General features: G+C 51.9%; 20 protein-coding genes. 13 read left to right on the forward strand and 7 right to left on the reverse strand.

Annotation, left to right across the window (positions count from 1 at the left end; genetic code table 11):
- Positions 1-208 precede the first annotated feature (208 nt).
- On the reverse strand, positions 209-433 hold the full coding sequence (locus OGX94_RS21190) for a hypothetical protein (RefSeq protein ID WP_257661701.1): 225 nt from the start codon (positions 431-433) through the stop codon (positions 209-211).
- Here OGX94_RS21190 and add point away from each other — a divergent pair.
- A complete protein-coding gene (gene add / locus OGX94_RS21195; protein ID WP_003832808.1) occupies positions 432-1,433 on the forward strand; it encodes an adenosine deaminase in 1,002 nt (333 codons plus the stop codon). The genes OGX94_RS21190 and add overlap by 2 nt on opposite strands.
- A 104-nt stretch (positions 1,434-1,537) precedes the next feature.
- Here add and OGX94_RS21200 read toward each other — a convergent pair whose 3' ends face one another.
- On the reverse strand, positions 1,538-2,578 hold the full coding sequence (locus tag OGX94_RS21200) for an oxidoreductase (protein WP_148362016.1): 1,041 nt from the start codon (positions 2,576-2,578) through the stop codon (positions 1,538-1,540).
- 241 nt (positions 2,579-2,819) lie between these two features.
- On the opposite strand from OGX94_RS21200, the gene blr reads away from it, so the two are divergent.
- The 12 genes from blr (at position 2,820) to gstA (ending at position 13,171) form a co-directional block, all read left to right on the forward strand.
- A complete protein-coding gene (gene blr, locus OGX94_RS21205; RefSeq protein WP_003029134.1) occupies positions 2,820-2,945 on the forward strand; it encodes a division septum protein Blr in 126 nt (41 codons plus the stop codon).
- 290 nt (positions 2,946-3,235) lie between these two features.
- A complete protein-coding gene (gene ydgT / locus OGX94_RS21210; protein ID WP_003832804.1) occupies positions 3,236-3,451 on the forward strand; it encodes a transcription modulator YdgT in 216 nt (71 codons plus the stop codon).
- A 91-nt stretch (positions 3,452-3,542) separates the two neighbouring features.
- Positions 3,543-3,983, forward strand: a complete 441-nt coding sequence (locus tag OGX94_RS21215; protein WP_003832803.1) for a DUF2569 domain-containing protein — start codon at positions 3,543-3,545, stop codon at positions 3,981-3,983.
- 76 nt (positions 3,984-4,059) lie between these two features.
- Positions 4,060-4,641 carry an electron transport complex subunit RsxA gene (rsxA, locus tag OGX94_RS21220; protein ID WP_003029144.1) on the forward strand — a complete coding sequence of 194 codons (582 nt, stop codon included), beginning with the start codon at positions 4,060-4,062 and terminating at the stop codon, positions 4,639-4,641.
- The gene (gene rsxB, locus OGX94_RS21225; RefSeq protein ID WP_003832800.1) at positions 4,641-5,219 is read left to right on the forward strand and encodes an electron transport complex subunit RsxB; all 579 of its coding nucleotides are present in this window, start codon (positions 4,641-4,643) and stop codon (positions 5,217-5,219) included. The genes rsxA and rsxB overlap by 1 nt, the downstream gene beginning before the upstream one ends.
- On the forward strand, positions 5,212-7,329 hold the full coding sequence (rsxC, locus tag OGX94_RS21230; protein WP_257661700.1) for an electron transport complex subunit RsxC: 2,118 nt from the start codon (positions 5,212-5,214) through the stop codon (positions 7,327-7,329). Before rsxB ends, rsxC begins: the two co-directional genes overlap by 8 nt.
- Complete coding sequence (gene rsxD, locus OGX94_RS21235) at positions 7,330-8,382, forward strand: electron transport complex subunit RsxD (protein ID WP_003832796.1); 1,053 nt, start codon at positions 7,330-7,332, stop codon at positions 8,380-8,382.
- Positions 8,383-8,391: 9 nt separating this feature from the next.
- On the forward strand, positions 8,392-9,012 hold the full coding sequence (gene rsxG / locus OGX94_RS21240; protein WP_164562825.1) for an electron transport complex subunit RsxG: 621 nt from the start codon (positions 8,392-8,394) through the stop codon (positions 9,010-9,012).
- 2 nt (positions 9,013-9,014) lie between these two features.
- Positions 9,015-9,707: an electron transport complex subunit E gene (locus OGX94_RS21245; protein ID WP_126956307.1), complete on the forward strand. Its 693-nt coding sequence runs from the start codon at positions 9,015-9,017 to the stop codon at positions 9,705-9,707.
- Positions 9,707-10,342 carry an endonuclease III gene (gene nth / locus OGX94_RS21250; RefSeq protein ID WP_003029161.1) on the forward strand — a complete coding sequence of 212 codons (636 nt, stop codon included), beginning with the start codon at positions 9,707-9,709 and terminating at the stop codon, positions 10,340-10,342. The genes OGX94_RS21245 and nth overlap by 1 nt, the downstream gene beginning before the upstream one ends.
- A gap of 613 nt (positions 10,343-10,955) precedes the next feature.
- Positions 10,956-12,461 carry a dipeptide/tripeptide permease DtpA gene (gene dtpA, locus OGX94_RS21255; protein ID WP_020996425.1) on the forward strand — a complete coding sequence of 502 codons (1,506 nt, stop codon included), beginning with the start codon at positions 10,956-10,958 and terminating at the stop codon, positions 12,459-12,461.
- Between the two features lie 104 nt (positions 12,462-12,565).
- Positions 12,566-13,171 carry a glutathione transferase GstA gene (gstA, locus tag OGX94_RS21260; RefSeq protein ID WP_286569914.1) on the forward strand — a complete coding sequence of 202 codons (606 nt, stop codon included), beginning with the start codon at positions 12,566-12,568 and terminating at the stop codon, positions 13,169-13,171.
- Positions 13,172-13,254: 83 nt separating this feature from the next.
- Here the strand turns inward: gstA and pdxY are convergent, their stop codons facing one another.
- The 5 genes from pdxY to anmK all read right to left on the reverse strand — a co-directional run bounded on the left by pdxY (position 13,255) and on the right by anmK (position 17,835).
- Entirely contained in the window at positions 13,255-14,115 is an 861-nt protein-coding gene (pdxY, locus tag OGX94_RS21265; RefSeq protein WP_286569916.1) for a pyridoxal kinase PdxY, read from the reverse strand.
- Positions 14,116-14,179: 64 nt separating this feature from the next.
- Entirely contained in the window at positions 14,180-15,454 is a 1,275-nt protein-coding gene (tyrS, locus tag OGX94_RS21270; RefSeq protein ID WP_003029168.1) for a tyrosine--tRNA ligase, read from the reverse strand.
- Between the two features lie 126 nt (positions 15,455-15,580).
- Positions 15,581-16,237, reverse strand: coding sequence for a pyridoxamine 5'-phosphate oxidase (gene pdxH, locus OGX94_RS21275; protein WP_003029169.1), 657 nt, complete (start codon positions 16,235-16,237; stop codon positions 15,581-15,583).
- Positions 16,238-16,296: 59 nt separating this feature from the next.
- On the reverse strand, positions 16,297-16,626 hold the full coding sequence (gene mliC, locus OGX94_RS21280) for a C-type lysozyme inhibitor (protein WP_003029170.1): 330 nt from the start codon (positions 16,624-16,626) through the stop codon (positions 16,297-16,299).
- An 87-nt stretch (positions 16,627-16,713) separates the two neighbouring features.
- A complete protein-coding gene (gene anmK, locus OGX94_RS21285; RefSeq protein ID WP_257661699.1) occupies positions 16,714-17,835 on the reverse strand; it encodes an anhydro-N-acetylmuramic acid kinase in 1,122 nt (373 codons plus the stop codon).
- Between the last annotated feature and the right edge of the window lie 13 nt (positions 17,836-17,848).

Consider the following 17,848-nt stretch of genomic DNA (forward strand, 5'->3'; position numbering starts at 1 on the left):
GCTCATGATGTCCCTCTGGGATGCGCTCCGGATGAATATGATGATCTCATATCAGGAACTTGTTCGCACCTTCCCTAGCAATGTTACTCAATAAATATCTGAATAAAATAACACTGACAGGCAGTAATTATATAAAAACGAGGTAAATAATCTTAAAATAAAATCCCTTCATTACACACATGCTGCAGGAAATGCGTTATTGCTTACTTTACGCCCATCTTGCCACCGCAAGGCAAAAGCAGCGTGATACGGTCTCAAGGATCAGGCCGTCGGAACACCACTCTGTTAGAGCGCTAACAGCATGGTCAACAATTTGGCGATACTTGCTTCCCCATAACCCCGAACTCTGCACTGCTTTTTTTAAAGTTTTTAGAGGAACATTTTTCTGTTGTATAATGGCCTGCACTTTACCTAAATACACGAGTGCGACCATGATTGATACTTCCCTCCCCCTGACCGACGTCCATCGCCACCTTGATGGTAACATCCGTGCACAAACGATCCTGGATCTGGGTCGTCAGTTCAACTTAACGCTTCCGGCACAAACGTTGGAAACGCTGATCCCTCATGTGCAAGTCACATCAACTGAGCCGGATTTAGTGAGCTTTTTATCCAAGCTCGACTGGGGCGTGAAGGTACTGGCCTCGCTGGATGCGTGTCGTCGCGTGGCATTTGAAAATATTGAGGATGCCGCACGTAACGGCTTGCACTATGTTGAACTGCGTTTTTCCCCAGGATACATGGCGATGACGCATCAGCTCCCGGTTGCAGGTGTGGTTGAAGCCGTCATCGCAGGTGTACGCGAGGGTTGCAAGACCTTTGGCGTCGAAGCACGCTTAATTGGCATTATGAGCCGTACTTTTGGCGAAGCCGCCTGCCTGCAGGAACTGGATGCGCTGTTAGCCCACCGAGACCATATTACGGCACTGGATCTTGCCGGTGACGAACTGGGGTTCCCGGGCAGCCTGTTCCTGTCCCATTTCAACCAGGCTCGCGACGCCGGCTGGCGTATTACCGTTCATGCGGGCGAAGCCGCGGGACCAGAAAGCATCTGGCAGGCCATTAAAGAGCTAGGCGCTGAGCGTATTGGTCACGGCGTTAAAGCCGTTGAAGATCGTGCGTTGATGGATTACCTCGCCGAGCACCGTATCGGCATCGAATCCTGCCTGACATCAAACATTCAGACCAGCACCGTTGCCTCACTAGCGAACCATCCGCTGAAAACGTTCCTTGAGCATGGCGTTATCGCCAGTTTGAATACGGACGACCCGGCTGTTCAAGGTGTGGATATTATTCACGAGTACACCATTGCCGCACCCGCGGCAGGGTTAACGCGTGAACAGATACGTCAGGCCCAAATCAACGGTCTGGAAATGGCATTCCTGAGTAACGAAGAAAAACGAGCCTTGCGCGAGAAAGTCGCCGCAGCGTAACAGGTAAAGTGCCGGATGGCGCTAACGCTTATCCGGCCTACGTTGGTTTTGATTGTAGGCCGGATACGATGCCAGGAAGGTATCGCCTTGCGCCATTTACCTAATCAGGCAAGGCACAGCGTCGAACGATGTTTCGCGGATTCGAGACCCAGCTCAATCAGCTCCATAATTTGGATAGCCTGTCTCGCCGGTACCGGGTTTTCACCGTTACCATTTAGCGCATCACGAATGCCAGCATAGTACGCCGGATAGTTGCCCGGTACAGTAAGCCATGTTTCTTCGACCTGCTCTTCGCCTTCTACTCGCGTCAATACGCCATCGCGCATATCATAACCCCAGTCTTCCTGTGGCAGTCGTTCGCCATTTTTCAGGCGCTCTTCCTGCGGGTCAAGACCATACTTCACATAGCTGCCACGCGATCCGTGCACAATATAGCGGGCCGATTCTGCGGCAGCGAGCATGGTGCCATGCAAGATCACTCGACGCTGCGGATACGTCAGGATGGCATGGAAGTAATCCGTTGCCTGCGCGCCCGGGCGCAGCTGGGCAAGGTCTACTGTCAGGCTGACGGGCAAACCAAACAGGTTAATCGCCTGATCCAAAAGATGCGGTGCTAAATCGTACCAGATACCGCTTCCCGGACCGCCCTGTTCACGCCAACGATCACGAACCTGCGGGCGGAAACGATCGAAATGGGATTCGAAATACGCCACCTCTCCCAAAACACCATCCGCCAGCAGAGCTTTCAGCGTCAGAAAATCACTGTCCCAGCGACGGTTATGGAACACAGACAGCACGCGCCCGAGGCTGCGCGCCAGCGCATCCAGCTCACGAGCTTGTGACAGTGTCACGGTAAAAGGCTTATCAACAACCACGTGTTTGCCCGCTTCCAGCGCAGCTTTCGCTAACGGAAAGTGCGTGTCGTTAGGCGTGGGGATCACAATCAGGTCGATCTTTGGATCGTTAAAAAGATGCTTAGGCTCAGCAACAACCGCCACCGTAGGCCAGTCTGCCTTCACTTTTGCTTCATCACTACTGGAAACCGCAGCCAGTTCCAGGCCCGGCGTGCCCACAATCAGTGGGGCATGGAAGGTTTTGCTGGCATAACCATAGCCAATTAGCCCAACGCGGATGTTGTCACTCATATTATTGCCTCTCAATTCAGGACTGACCTATTTCACACCATACCTTGCAACGTCTCAATAGTTTAATAACCTTTGCGCTACAAAGGTTGTTTTTTAACTTAAGTCAAACATATGCCACTTATGCTTAACTTGCAGCGAAAAAGAGGTAGAAATCGTTCCCAATCATCTTGCTGTATTAATGAGAGATTAGTAACATTTGCAGCCTGTGTTTATGGATAAATCAAAGCAAATGTCATCAGTAATGAATCGTCTTATTGAATTAACAGGTTGGATTGTTCTCGCCGTCTCCGTGATCCTGCTGGGTGTTGCCAATCATATTGACAATTACCAGCCGCCAGAGCCCGTTGCCGCAGTGCAGAAGAAATAAGCATCCGCAGCCTTTTATTGCCCGGCAATTAACATTGGTAGTTGCAGGGCTTGCCAGGAAAAGATCGCTTTCTGTCAAAAAAAGGGAATTATGCCGCATCCCGCTCCGCTGCATATTGCCAGCGATCGCTAAGCGCGTTACCCTTGCCAAAGACGCGCATAGCGCCTGCTTTTCACAGGTATGAACACTCTTCTTAAATTTGCACGTAAATCCGCTTTTACCTGTGCACGTTGTTTATTTTTATATTTTCTACTCCGTTGGTATTATTTTATTAATATGGATCTGCATTTATGACTGTTCAGGATTACTTATTAAAATTCCGCAAAATCAGTTCACTCGAAAGTCTGGAAAAGCTGTTCGACCATCTAAACTACACGCTCACCGACGATAGCGACATCATCAATATGTACCGTGCCGCAGACCATCGCCGTGCGGAGCTTATATCCGGAGGCCGTCTGTTTGATGTTGGTCAGGTACCTAAATCAGTCTGGCATTACGTGCAATAAAGAAGAAAGTAGCGCTCAACGTTAAAAGCTTTATAATAATTGCCCCAAAATGAATGGCATGATTGATTGCGCGCGTAAACCTGGAGAAGAGATGACTACCACACCGGCACAACGTATCGGAGGCTGGCTACTTGGGCCACTGGCCTGGCTGTTAGTCGCGTTGTTGAGCGCTTCGCTGGCGTTATTACTTTATGTCACTGCGCTGGCTACACCGCAAACCTTCAAAACGCTGGGTGAGCAAAGTACGGCAAACTTGCTGTTATGGGGCGTCTCTTTTGTTACCGCGATCGCCATGTGGTATTACACACTGTGGCTGACGATTGCGTTTTTCAAACGCCGAGCCTGTGTGCCTAAGCATTACATTCTGTGGCTGCTGATCTCCGTGTTGCTGGCGATTAAAGCGTTTGCGTTTTCACCCGTTCCAGACGCTTTTGCCGTGCGCCAACTGCTGTTCCCATTACTAGCCGCAGCACTGTTGGTGCCCTACTTCAAACGATCGCAGCGCGTTAAATCGACGTTTGTGAACCCGTAATAACCCTACAGTTAACCTGTTGTCGCCTGTTGTAGATTGTCAGATAATAGGCGGCTTTTTTATTTCAGGCCGAAAAATGACTGATTACCTGCTGCTGTTTGTCGGAACTGTACTGGTCAATAACTTTGTACTGGTCAAGTTTCTGGGCCTCTGCCCGTTTATGGGTGTTTCCAAAAAACTGGAAACCGCAATGGGTATGGGCCTTGCCACGACGTTTGTCATGACGCTGGCCTCCATTTGCGCATGGCTGATTGATACCTGGATCCTAATCCCGCTCAATCTCATCTATCTGCGCACGCTGGCTTTTATTCTGGTTATCGCCGTCGTCGTGCAGTTTACCGAAATGGTTGTGCGTAAAACCAGCCCTGCGCTGTACCGCCTGCTGGGGATCTTCCTACCGCTGATCACCACTAATTGCGCAGTGTTAGGTGTGGCGCTACTGAACATCAACCTCGGCCATAACTTTTTACAGTCGGCGCTATACGGTTTTTCCGCCGCCGTCGGCTTCTCGCTGGTGATGGTACTGTTCGCTGCGATCCGCGAACGTCTCGCCGTAGCGGATGTCCCAGCGCCGTTTCGCGGCAATGCGATTGCGCTGATTACTGCTGGTTTAATGTCATTGGCCTTTATGGGCTTTAGTGGTTTGGTGAAGTTGTAATGAATGCTATCTGGATTGCCGTTGCCGCAGTGAGTCTACTGGGTCTGGCGTTCGGCGCTATTTTGGGGTACGCCTCGCGACGTTTTGCCGTTGAAGATGATCCGGTCGTGGAGAAAATTGATGAAATTCTCCCGCAAAGCCAGTGTGGACAGTGCGGCTATCCGGGCTGTCATCCTTACGCTGAAGCGATAGGCTCTCAGGGTGAAAAAATTAACCGTTGCGCCCCCGGTGGCGAAGCGGTGATGTTAAAAATTGCCGCTCTGCTGAACGTCGACCCGCAACCTATTGATGGCGATGAACAAGACGTTACGCCGGTGCGAATGCTGGCGGTCATTGATGAAAATAACTGTATTGGGTGCACTAAGTGTATTCAGGCCTGCCCGGTCGATGCGATCGTGGGCGCGACCCGCTCCATGCACACGGTAATGAGCGATCTCTGCACCGGGTGCAACCTGTGCGTTGACCCGTGCCCGACGCAATGTATTGAATTACGCCCGGTAGCCGAGACACCCGATAGCTGGAAATGGGATTTAAACACCATCCCTGTGCGCATCATTCCCGTGGAACAACATGTTTAAGTTATTCTCTGCATTCAGAAAAAATAAAATCTGGGACTTTGATGGCGGCATTCATCCACCAGAAATGAAAACCCAGTCAAACGGAACGCCGTTGCGACAGGTTCCGCTGGCGCCGCGTTTCGTTATTCCGCTGAAACAACATATTGGTGCGGAGGGTGAACTGTGCGTAAACGTGGGTGACACCGTGCTGCGTGGTCAGGCCTTAACCCGCGGGCGTGGCAAAATGCTTCCAGTCCATGCGCCAACATCAGGCACCGTGGTTGCTATTGCGCCGCATTCCACCGCACATCCTTCGGCACTCGCTGAGCTGAGCGTCATCATAGACGCCGATGGCGAAGACCGCTGGATTGAGCGAGATGGCTGGACCGACTACCGCTCCCACAACCGGGAAGAACTGATTGCGCGTATTCATCAGTACGGTGTCGCCGGACTGGGTGGCGCGGGTTTTCCCACCGGCGTTAAACTGCAGGGCGGTGGAGATAAAATTGAAACCCTGATCATTAACGCCGCCGAATGCGAGCCGTACATTACGGCAGATGACCGCCTGATGCAGGACTGTGCCGCTCAGGTCGTCGAAGGTATCCGCATCCTGGCGCACATTCTTCAGCCACGCGAGATCCTCCTTGGTATCGAAGATAACAAACCGCAGGCAATATCTATGCTGCGCGCGGTGCTGGCTGATTCACACGACATTAGCCTACGCGTGATCCCCACCAAGTACCCGTCCGGCGGGGCCAAGCAGTTAACACAAATCCTGACCGGCAAGCAGGTTCCCCACGGCGGACGCTCCTCTGATATCGGCGTATTGATGCAAAACGTCGGAACCGCCTATGCAATTAAACGGGCAGTAATTGACGGAGAGCCGATCACCGAACGTGTCGTGACGCTTACCGGTGAAGCCGTCAGCCGTCCGGGCAACGTCTGGGCGCGTTTAGGCACGCCGGTTCGTCATCTGCTCAACGATGCGGGCTTCTGCCCTTCCGCCGACCAGATGGTAATTATGGGCGGGCCGCTGATGGGCTTTACGCTGCCGTGGCTGGATGTCCCGGTGGTGAAGATAACCAACTGTCTTCTGGCACCCTCTGCCAGTGAAATGGGTGAAACACCGGAAGAGAAAGGCTGCATTCGCTGTAGCGCATGCGCCGATGCCTGTCCGGCGGATCTCCTGCCACAACAACTTTATTGGTTCAGTAAAGGGCAACAGCACGACAAGGCAACGGCCCATAATATCGCCGACTGCATTGAGTGCGGTGCCTGCGCCTGGGTATGCCCAAGCAATATTCCGCTGGTGCAATATTTCCGTCAGGAAAAAGCCGAGATTTACGCCATTAGCCAGGAAGAAAAACGCGCCGCTGAAGCGAAAGCTCGGTTTGAAGCCCGCCAGGCGCGCCTTGAACGTGAAAAAGCAGCGCGTCTTGAACGCCATAAGAGCGCTGCTGCTCAGCCGGCGGCCAAAGATCATGATGCCATTGCTGCCGCGCTGGCTCGTGTAAAAGAAAAGCAGGCTCAGGCGCTACAGCCAGTGGTCATTCAGGCAGGCGTAAAACCTGACAATAGTGCCGTGATTGCCGCACGCGAGGCGCGTAAGGCGCAAGCTCGTGCCTCCCGTAAGGAAAATCCGCCGCATAGTGATGGCAGCAGCACGGGTACAGACCCGCGTAAAGCCGCCGTGGAAGCGGCAATTGCCCGTGCCAAAGCCCGCAAACTTGAACAAGAACAGGTAACGGAAACGGCCGAACCGGCTGATCCGCGTAAAGCCGCCGTGGAAGCGGCAATTGCCCGCGCCAAAGCCCGCAAACTTGAACAAGAACAGGTAACGGAAACGGCCGAACCGGCTGATCCGCGTAAAGCCGCCGTCGAAGCGGCAATCGCCCGCGCCAAAGCCCGCAAACTTGAGCAAGAAGCGGTAACGGAAACGGCCGAACCGGTTGATCCGCGTAAAGCCGCCGTGGAAGCAGCAATCGCCCGCGCCAAGGCCCGCAAGCTCGAGCAGCAGGCGGTAGCTGAAACAGCCGAGCCGGTTGATCCACGTAAAGCCGCCGTCGCGGCCGCTATCGCACGCGCTCAGGCTAAGAAAGCCGCACAGCAGCAGGTTGTAAACGAGGAATAAATGGTATTCAGAATAGCAAGCTCCCCTTATACCCATAACCAGCGCCAGACATCGCGTATCATGATGCTGGTATTACTTGCTGCATTGCCGGGGATCGCCGCTCAGCTGTGGTTCTTTGGCTGGGGCACGTTGTTCCAGATAGTTCTCGCATCCATCAGCGCTATTGCTGCCGAAGCGGGTGTGCTTAAACTGCGTAAACAACCCATTGTGCCGATTTTAAAAGACAACTCTGCGTTACTCACCGGGTTGCTTTTGGCCGTCAGTATTCCGCCCCTCGCGCCATGGTGGATGGTGGTATTAGGCACGGTATTTGCGGTTATCATTGCGAAACAGCTGTATGGCGGGCTCGGGCAGAACCCGTTTAACCCTGCCATGATTGGTTATGTCGTGCTGCTCATCTCATTTCCGGTACAGATGACCAGTTGGCTTCCGCCGCATGAAATTGCGGCCACGGTGCCTGGTTTTTTTGACGCCCTGAACGTTATCTTTAACGGACATACCGCCAGCGGTGGGGATATGAATTCGCTGCGTATGGGCATCGATGGTATCAGTCAGGCAACGCCTCTTGATACCTTTAAGACATCCCTGCATGCAGGACGTACCGTTGAGCAGGTGATGCAATACCCGATCTACAGCGGCATGCTGGCAGGCGCTGGCTGGCAGTGGGTGAACCTTGCCTGGCTGGTGGGCGGTATCGTGCTGTTATGGCAAAAAGCGATTCGCTGGCATATCCCGGTTAGCTTCCTGCTGTCACTCGCCGTTTGTGCCACTTTGGGCTGGATATTTTCGCCAGAATCGCTGGCCTCGCCTCAGTTGCACCTCCTTTCCGGCGCGACAATGTTAGGTGCGTTCTTTATTCTTACCGATCCCGTTACGGCATCAACAACCAACCGCGGTCGCCTGATTTTTGGCGCACTTGCTGGCCTGTTAGTATGGTTGATTCGCAGTTTTGGCGGTTATCCTGATGGCGTGGCTTTTGCCGTATTGCTGGCGAATATCACGGTTCCCCTGATTGATTATTACACTCGCCCTCGCGTGTACGGACATCGCTAAGGAGTCCCTATGCTGAAAACGATTCGTAAACACGGTATTACGCTGGCGCTGTTTGCCGCAGGCTCGACGGGGTTAACTGCAGCAATCAATCAATTAACCAAGTCAACCATTGATGAACAGGCCGCGATACAGCAAAAAACGCTGTTCGATCAGGTTCTGCCTGGCGATCGCTACAATAATAACTTGTCTGAAAGTTGTTATCTGGTCAATGCGCCGGCGTTAGGCAAAGGTACGCACCGTGTATATATTGCCCGCCAGGACGATCGCCCCGTTGCAGCAATTCTTGAAGCTACGGCGCCAGATGGTTATTCCGGAGCGATTCAACTACTGGTGGGTGTCGATTTCACGGGTACCGTGTTGGGTACGCGGGTTACCGAACACCATGAAACGCCGGGGCTGGGCGACAAAATCGAACTGCGACTGTCCGACTGGATCACCCATTTTAGCGGTAAAACAATCGCGGCGGGTAATGACTCTCACTGGGCAGTGAAAAAAGATGGCGGCGACTTTGACCAGTTTACTGGCGCAACCATTACACCCCGTGCGGTAGTTAACGCGGTTAAACGTGCCGGCCTGTATGCGCAGACACTGCCTGCGCAACTCCCTCAACTTAGCGCCTGTGGAGAATAACCATGAGCGAAATTAAAGACGTTATTGTCCAGGGGTTATGGAAAAATAACTCCGCGCTTGTGCAGCTACTCGGGATGTGTCCGCTGTTAGCCGTCACCTCTACCGCCACTAACGCGCTGGGTCTGGGACTCGCGACTACGCTCGTCCTGACGCTGACCAACCTGACGATTTCAGCACTCCGTCGCTGGACACCGCCTGAAATTCGCATTCCGATTTATGTCATGATCATCGCCTCCGTGGTGAGCGCGGTGCAGATGTTGATCAATGCCTACGCCTTCGGCCTGTATCAATCTCTGGGCATCTTCATCCCGCTGATTGTGACTAACTGTATTGTTGTTGGCCGTGCAGAAGCCTTCGCCGCCAAAAAGGGCCCTGCGTTATCCGCACTTGATGGTTTCTCTATCGGCATGGGCGCAACCGGTGCCATGTTTGTTCTGGGTTCGCTGCGTGAAATAATTGGTAACGGTACACTGTTTGATGGTGCAGACGGTTTGTTGGGTAGCTGGGCCAAAGTCTTGCGCGTTGAGATCTTCCATACTGATACGCCGTTTCTGCTGGCCATGCTGCCACCGGGCGCGTTTATTGGCCTGGGTCTGATGCTGGCAGTGAAGTATCTGATTGATGAGAAAATGAAGAAACGTCGTGCCGAGGCGGCTGTCGCGGACAGTCCCGCGGGTGAAACAGGGAATGCGTAATGAACAAAGCAAAACGTCTGGAAATACTGACGCGCCTGCGGGATAACAACCCGCATCCGACAACCGAGCTTAATTTTACATCGCCGTTTGAACTGTTGATTTCAGTCTTACTCTCCGCACAAGCGACCGATGTCAGTGTCAATAAAGCGACGGCTAAGCTATATCCCGTCGCCAATACGCCTGCCGCGATGCTGGAGCTCGGTGTTGAAGGTGTTAAGTCCTACATCAAGACAATCGGTTTGTTTAACAGCAAAGCGGAAAACGTAATTAAAACCTGCCGCATTCTGCTGGAACAACACAATGGTGAAGTACCTGAAGACCGTGCGGCGTTAGAAGCTCTCCCTGGAGTTGGGCGAAAGACAGCTAATGTGGTGTTAAATACCGCCTTTGGCTGGCCCACTATCGCTGTAGATACCCACATTTTTCGCGTCTGTAATCGCACGCAATTCGCCCCGGGTAAAAATGTCGAGCAGGTTGAAGAGAAGCTGCTGAAAGTCGTACCCAGTGAATTTAAAGTCGATTGCCATCACTGGTTAATTCTTCACGGCCGCTACACCTGCATCGCCAGAAAGCCGCGCTGTGGTTCCTGTATTATTGAAGATCTCTGCGAATTCAAAGAGAAAGTCGATATCTAATGCTGCCGGGGCATCCTCCTCGGCCCTTACATACATAACGATTAGTTATGCACTCCCCAGCGTTTATTTTCCCGACAATGATGCCATTCAATTGCTCATATCTAATGCAATATTCTTGTTAATTAACACCTGAGCAGGTTAATCGTTTTTTTAGCAAAAGAAATTTCTATCTATACGTGATCCAGATCATCCAGCTAACACAATGTTAATAAATTTTTATTTTTTAGTTAAGGTGACAATTGGATGACCTAACTGCACAGTTTCCAAACAAAACATTACACTGCCTATTTTTCAGATAATGGCCTATATCACTGGATTCAACCTTAAATAGCAGAACATATCGCCACATTGCGGTTTTTACGGTGATTAAACAGTGTAAAAATCTGCCATTTTAGAAATGAAGAAATTTAACGCTAGATAACATTTCACCGCCCCGACGATTTCACCAGTCATGATATATGTAACAGATTATTACAAACCACTTGTCTGAAGGGTCAAGATAGTGAACATTACTTGCCGTTTCCCCTCCCACTATAACAATCGGACGGATGAACTTGACTCATCACGTACCTGAACACCCCCGTTGATATGGGATGTAAAAAAAGAGGTAAAAGTGTCTACTGCAAACAATAAACCAACAGAAAGCGTAAGTTTAAACGCCTTCAAACAACCAAAAGCGTTCTATCTCATTTTCTCTATTGAGCTGTGGGAACGTTTTGGTTATTACGGCCTGCAAGGGATTATGGCCGTCTACCTGGTTAAACAGCTGGGTATGTCAGAAGCGGATTCCATCACCCTTTTCTCGTCCTTTAGCGCCCTGGTGTACGGTCTGGTTGCCATTGGCGGCTGGTTAGGTGATAAAGTTCTGGGAACAAAACGTGTCATTATGCTGGGTGCCGTTGTGCTGGCCATCGGTTATGCGTTGGTAGCATGGTCCGGTCACGATGCGGGTATCGTTTATATGGGCATGGCGGCCATCGCTGTCGGTAACGGCCTGTTTAAAGCAAACCCATCCTCCCTGCTCTCTACCTGCTATGCCAAAGATGACCCGCGTCTTGATGGTGCATTTACCATGTACTACATGTCCGTCAACATCGGTTCATTCTTCTCTATGCTGGCAACGCCATGGTTAGCTGCGCGTTACGGCTGGAGCACCGCGTTCGCTCTGAGCGTCGTGGGTATGCTGATTACCGTTGTTAACTTCGCATTCTGTCAGCGCTGGGTTAAACAGTACGGTTCTAAACCTGACTTTGAACCGATCAACTTCCGTAACCTGCTGCTGACCATTGCTGGCGTTGTGGTACTGATCGCGATTGCAACCTGGTTGCTGCACAACCAGCAGATCGCACGTATGGTTCTGGGCGTCATTGCGCTGGGTATCGTGTTCATCTTCGGTAAAGAAGCCTTCACCATGCACGGTGCTGCGCGTCGTAAAATGATCGTCGCCTTCATTCTGATGCTGGAAGCGATTATCTTCTTCGTGCTGTACAGCCAGATGCCGACCTCACTGAACTTCTTTGCGATTCGTAACGTTGAGCACTCTATTCTTGGCATTGCTTTCGAACCTGAACAGTACCAGGCACTGAACCCGTTCTGGATCATCATTGGTAGCCCAATCCTCGCCGCTATCTATAACAAAATGGGCGATACCCTGCCGATGCCGACCAAGTTTGCGATTGGTATGGTGCTGTGTTCCGGTGCATTCCTGATCCTGCCGCTGGGCGCGAAATTCGCTACCGATGCGGGCATCGTTTCCGTTAACTGGCTGATCATCTGCTACGGTCTGCAAAGTATCGGTGAGCTGATGATCTCCGGTCTGGGTCTGGCAATGGTGGCACAACTGGTTCCGCAACGCCTGATGGGCTTCATCATGGGTAGCTGGTTCCTGACCACCGCCGGTGCAAACATCATCGGTGGCTACGTCGCTAACATGATGGCTGTACCAGAGAATGTGACTGACCCGCTGATGTCCCTTGAAGTCTACGGTCGTGTGTTCCTGCAGATTGGTGTCGCAACGGCTGTTATCGCTGTTCTGATGCTGCTGACGGCTCCGAAACTGAACCGTATGACTCAGGACGATGACGTCAATGAGAAAGCCTCTAAGGCCGCGACAGCGTAATTCTCAGGGAAACTCATTTTCAGGCCGCTAACTGTTGTTAGCGGCTTTTTTTTTGCCTGAGGTAGCACTACCATACGATATACCTCAGTCAAAAGGAGTTACCGATGAAACTGTTCTACAAACCGGGCGCATGTTCTCTCGCTTCCCACATCACACTTAGTGAGAGCGGTAAAGATTTCACGCTGGATGGTGTTGATCTGATGAAGAAACGTCTGGAAAATGGCGATGATTTTTTCGCGGTAAACCCAAAAGGGCAAGTTCCCGCACTGTTGCTGGATGACGGTACGCTACTTACCGAAGGTGTCGCCATCATGCAATACCTGGCGGACAGCGTGCCAGACCGCCAGCTCCTTGCCCCTACCAGCAGCCTCTCCCGTTACAAAACCATCGAATGGCTTAACTACATTGCGACAGAACTGCATAAAGGCTTTACGCCACTGTTCCGTCCCGATACGCCGGAAGACTTTAAGCCAACCGTTCGCGCGCTGCTGGAGAAAAAAATGCAGTATGTGAACGACTCGCTGAAAGATAACCAATGGATCTGCGGCCCGCGCTTCAGCATCGCCGATGCATATCTGTTTACCGTACTGCGTTGGGCCTATGCGGTTAAGCTGAATATGGCAGGATTAAGTAATATTGACGCCTATATGGCGCGAATGGCTGAACGCCCGGCGGTTGCTGCTGCGCTGAAAGCAGAAGGCTTAAATTAATTGTTGTTGCCGGGTGGCACTTGCACATACCCGGCCTACAGCTAAAAATATGCCCGATAAGCGTGAGCGCCATCGGGCATCGATTACAGCTGAGTTGCGCTAAAGTAGTGTTCAGGCTTGGCGATACGGTCCTGCGCGGCCACGACCTGTAGCTCATACTCGTGCATCTCTTTGGTAGTGATCATCACTTCGTACACCGCCGCAGTCACATGCTCAAGCGCCTGCTGTAAAGACGCGCCCTGCAGCAGTTTCACCAGTAACAAGCCACTCGTCACATCACCCACACCAACCGGTTGACGTGCGCCAAAATCGACTAACGGACGACTGATATGCCACGCTTGTTCAGCGGTGACCAGCAGCATCTCGAAACGGTCGGTGCTGATACCTGCGCGTGCCAGATGCTTCACCAGTACAATTTCAGGTCCCTGAGCGATCATTTCACGCGCTGCTGCAACGGCCTCACCGACATTATTCACCGCATGCTCGCACAGAATTTCGAGCTCAACCAGATTTGGGGCAATAATGTCACTGGCCGGAAGCGCATGGCGTACATGAAATTCCGCCACTCCGGGTGCGACGATACACCCCTTTTCAGGGTGTCCCATCACAGGGTCGCAAAAGTATTTTGCCTGCGGGTTTGCCGCTTTTACTTTGCGAACAATACCCAGAATATGCTCGCCCTGTTCTGCTGAGCCAAGATAGCCGCTCAGTACTGCGTCACAGGTCTGGAGTTTATCAATATCAGCAATGCCCTGAACAATTTCAGTCAGGTGGCTCGGCGGCATAACGCAACCGGTCCATTTGCCATACTGCGTGTGGTTTGAAAACTGAACGGTATTCAGCGGCCAGACATTTGCGCCAAGACGACGCATCGGAAATTCTGCTGCACTATTGCCCGCATGACCAAAAACAACGTGGGACTGGATGGCGAGGATATTCTTCATTTTACTTACCACAACCCTGAAAAAATAAAGGGGCGTAGTTTCCCACGCCCCTGCTAACTCAATCTTACTTCCAGCAAATCAGACAATAGTTCTTCTTGCCACGGCGCAGTAAGGTATAGCGCCCGAACAGGATATCACTCTCCTGGAAGAAATATTCCGGATCGGACTGCTTCTCACCGTTGATGGTTACCGCGTTTGACGCAATGGTCTTACGTGCCTGACCGCGAGAAGGCTGCAGCTCAGAGTCCACCAGCGCCTGCATCAAATCGGCACCTTTGTCCATCTCGATCATCGGCACGCCATCCTGCGCCAGCTGTTCGAAATCTGCTTCACTCAAATCGCTGAGATTGCCGTTGAACAAGCTTTCGGTAATGCGTTTTGCCGCGACCAGACCTTCTTCACCGTGAACCAGACGCGTAACCTGTTCGGCCAGAACATACTGGGCACGCGGCGCTTTACCGCTGTTTTTATCTTCTTCTTCCAGCGCATTGATCTCTTCAATGTCCATGAAAGTGAAGAATTTCAGGAAGCGATAAACGTCCGCATCGGCGGTGTTGATCCAGAACTGGTAGAATTTATATGGACTGGTTTTCTTCGGATCCAGCCACACTGCGCCGCCTTCCGTCTTACCGAATTTGGTGCCATCAGCTTTAGTAATCAGCGGAACGGTCAGACCAAACACCTGATTCTGGTGCAAACGACGGGTCAAATCGATACCCGAAGTAATGTTACCCCACTGATCAGAACCACCAATCTGCAGTGCCACGCCGTGCAGTTTGTTCAGGCAGGCAAAGTCATAACCCTGCAGCAGGTTGTAAGAAAACTCGGTAAAGGAGATCCCCTGATCGTCACGGTTCAGACGCTGCTTAACCGCTTCTTTGTTGATCATCTGGTTAACGGAGAAGTGTTTGCCGATATCGCGCAGGAAAGTCAGTACGTTCATACCGCCAAACCAGTCGTAGTTGTTCGCAGCAATCGCCGAGTTGTCGCCACAGTCGAAATCGAGGAACGGTGCAACCTGTTTGCGGATTTTATCCACCCACTCCTGCACGGTGTCTTCGGTATTCAGTTTACGCTCGGCGGCTTTAAAGCTCGGGTCACCAATCAGACCGGTTGCGCCACCTACCAGTGCAACAGGCTTATGGCCTGCCTGCTGGAAGCGTTTCAGGCATAACAATGGAACCAGATGCCCCAAATGCAAGCTGTCAGCGGTAGGATCGAAGCCGCAATAGAGCGCGATCGGGCCTTGCGCCAGTCGCTCTGCTAACGCTTCCTCGTCCGTCACCTGGGCCACCAGCCCCCGCTCTTGCAATTGTTTAATCAAGTTACTGCTTGCCATCAAAATCTCCATGTATAAAACGACTGCACCTTTGCCGGTACACGACTTTTCGCCTGATGCGAAAGAAACATAGAATAAAGCGCCGGATTGATCAGCACCAGCGCTTAAAACAAGAAATTTGCATCTTTAGGGGGCCAGGCGATCAATTTTCCACGCGTTATCTTCGCGTTGGTATAAAAAACGATCGTGCAGACGGTTTTCACCGCCCTGCCAGAACTCCATTTGTTCAATACTCACGCGAAAACCGCCCCAGAAACTGGGCAGAGGAACTTCCCCTTGCTGAAACTTCTGCTTCAGTTCGAGGAATTTGCTTTCGAGAATACCGCGCGCGGAGATCCGACTGGATTGTTTTGAGACCCAGGCGCCAATCTGACTGTCGCGTGGGCGACTGTGGAAGTATTTCACCACTTCGAGTGTGGAAAGACGCTCTGCCTTGCCGATCACCATCACCTGCCGTTCCAGCGTATGCCAGGGAAATAAAAGGCTGATGCGTGGATTTTTCTCGATCTGATGCGCCTTACGGCTGCCAAGGTTGGTATAGAACACCAACCCTTTGTCATCATAATGTTTGAGTAACACGATGCGCTGATACGGCTGACCATTTTCATCGACAGTCGCAACGACCATTGCGGTGGGATCGGCCAGTTTGGCATCACAGGCTTGCCCCAGCCAGCGCTCAAACAGCGCAAGGGGTTCGGCGGGAAGATCGCGGCGGCGAAGACCGCCTTTCGTGTATTCACGGCGCAGATGCGCGATTTGCTGCAATTCGTCGTTATCAGACATGATGTTGGGCTACGGATTGTCAGTGGGTGACGCTATTGTGCGCCGCCCAGGTGAAAATCTCAACGCTTCGGGTTCTGTAACTGACAGTTATTTAGCACAATTCTGTCTCGTTTATAGACCGTTGCCTCGTCGCCTTTAGACCAAAATACGTAGATACCATCGGTATAACGTGCACCTGATGCCGACACGCCCTGTTTGAGGTTCAATAGTTGATTATCATAAACAAAGCTTGCCGTCTGGCGGGTATTGTTCAGCTTCACGGTCAGCGGTTTTTCGTCGCAGCGGTATTCAAGCGTATCCGTTTGCATACGCTCGACAAATTGGTTGTACACACTACAACCGCTAAGCAGTACGGGCAGACACACTAACAACAGTTTTTTCATAGCCATATCCTGAAGACTTTCCTGGTCCTGGAGGGTAATGGCACCCTCCCTAATATCCTTAGTTTACCGGCATACCGCGCTGAATAATTTCAGTTAACTCTGAGTTCGCGGATTGGCAGGATAAATTGCCCCTAAAACACTCGGCTCTGACGCCCCAGTCACAGACGGTAAATTTCCCGGCAATCCGGCCAGTGTTCGCCACGCCAACCATGCAAAGGCTAACGCTTCCATATCATCACCGCTGATCCCGGCTTCATTGGTTGAGGTGACCTCTGTACCCGGTAATAATGCCGCCAGACGCATCATCAGCAGTGGATTACGACTGCCACCACCACATACCATGAGTCGATCACAGCCGCCGCTTAACAAGACCTGCTCTGAAATGGTTACTGCCGTCAGTTCGGCAAGCGTCGCCTGTACATCTCGTGGGCTAATTCCCGGAAACTGCGCCAGATGACGCTCTATCCAGCCGTAATTAAAATACTCACGGCCGGTGCTTTTCGGCGCAGGCGCGGAAAAATAAGGGTCGTTAAGCATATTCTGCAGCAACGGTAAGATCACCGTTCCTGAAATGGCCCACTGCGCATCTTTGTCGTAGGGCTGGCCACATTGCCTCCAGATCCAGGCATCCATCAGCATATTGCCCGGCCCGGTGTCGTATCCGCGAACGGGTTGTTGCGGAATAAGCAGAGACAGATTGGCAATACCGCCGATGTTTAACACCATTCGCCGTTCCGTTGGATGTGCCAGCAGTGCCTGATGAAACGCGGGAACGAGCGGTGCACCCTGCCCGCCAAGGGCGATATCACGTCGACGAAAATCGCCGACTACGGTTATCCCGGTACGCGCGACAATCTGGTTGTTATCACCAATTTGCAGCGTGTGCGGCGCAGCACCGTTCGGTTCATGCCACACGGTTTGCCCGTGACAACCAATCGCAACGATATCCTGCGGTTTCAATTTTTCTTGCACCAACAGCGCATTCACCGCCTCAGCAAATAGATAACCGAGCTGTGCATCTAACTGACCAAACTGAGAAAGTGTAAGCTGCTGCCCCTGGCAGATATCCAGAATCGCTTGTTTAACATGAATGGGGATGGGCCAGGTCAGACTCGCCTGCTGCGCAACCATCGTTTCATCTATTGTCGCCAGCACAACATCGACGCCATCAAGGCTGGTTCCAGACATTACACCGATAAAACGGCCCGATTTCATAGGTCATCCTTTT

Origin of the sequence: Citrobacter sp. Cpo037 (genome assembly GCF_030332945.1) — a bacterium.
Lineage (GTDB): Bacteria > Pseudomonadota > Gammaproteobacteria > Enterobacterales > Enterobacteriaceae > Citrobacter > Citrobacter portucalensis.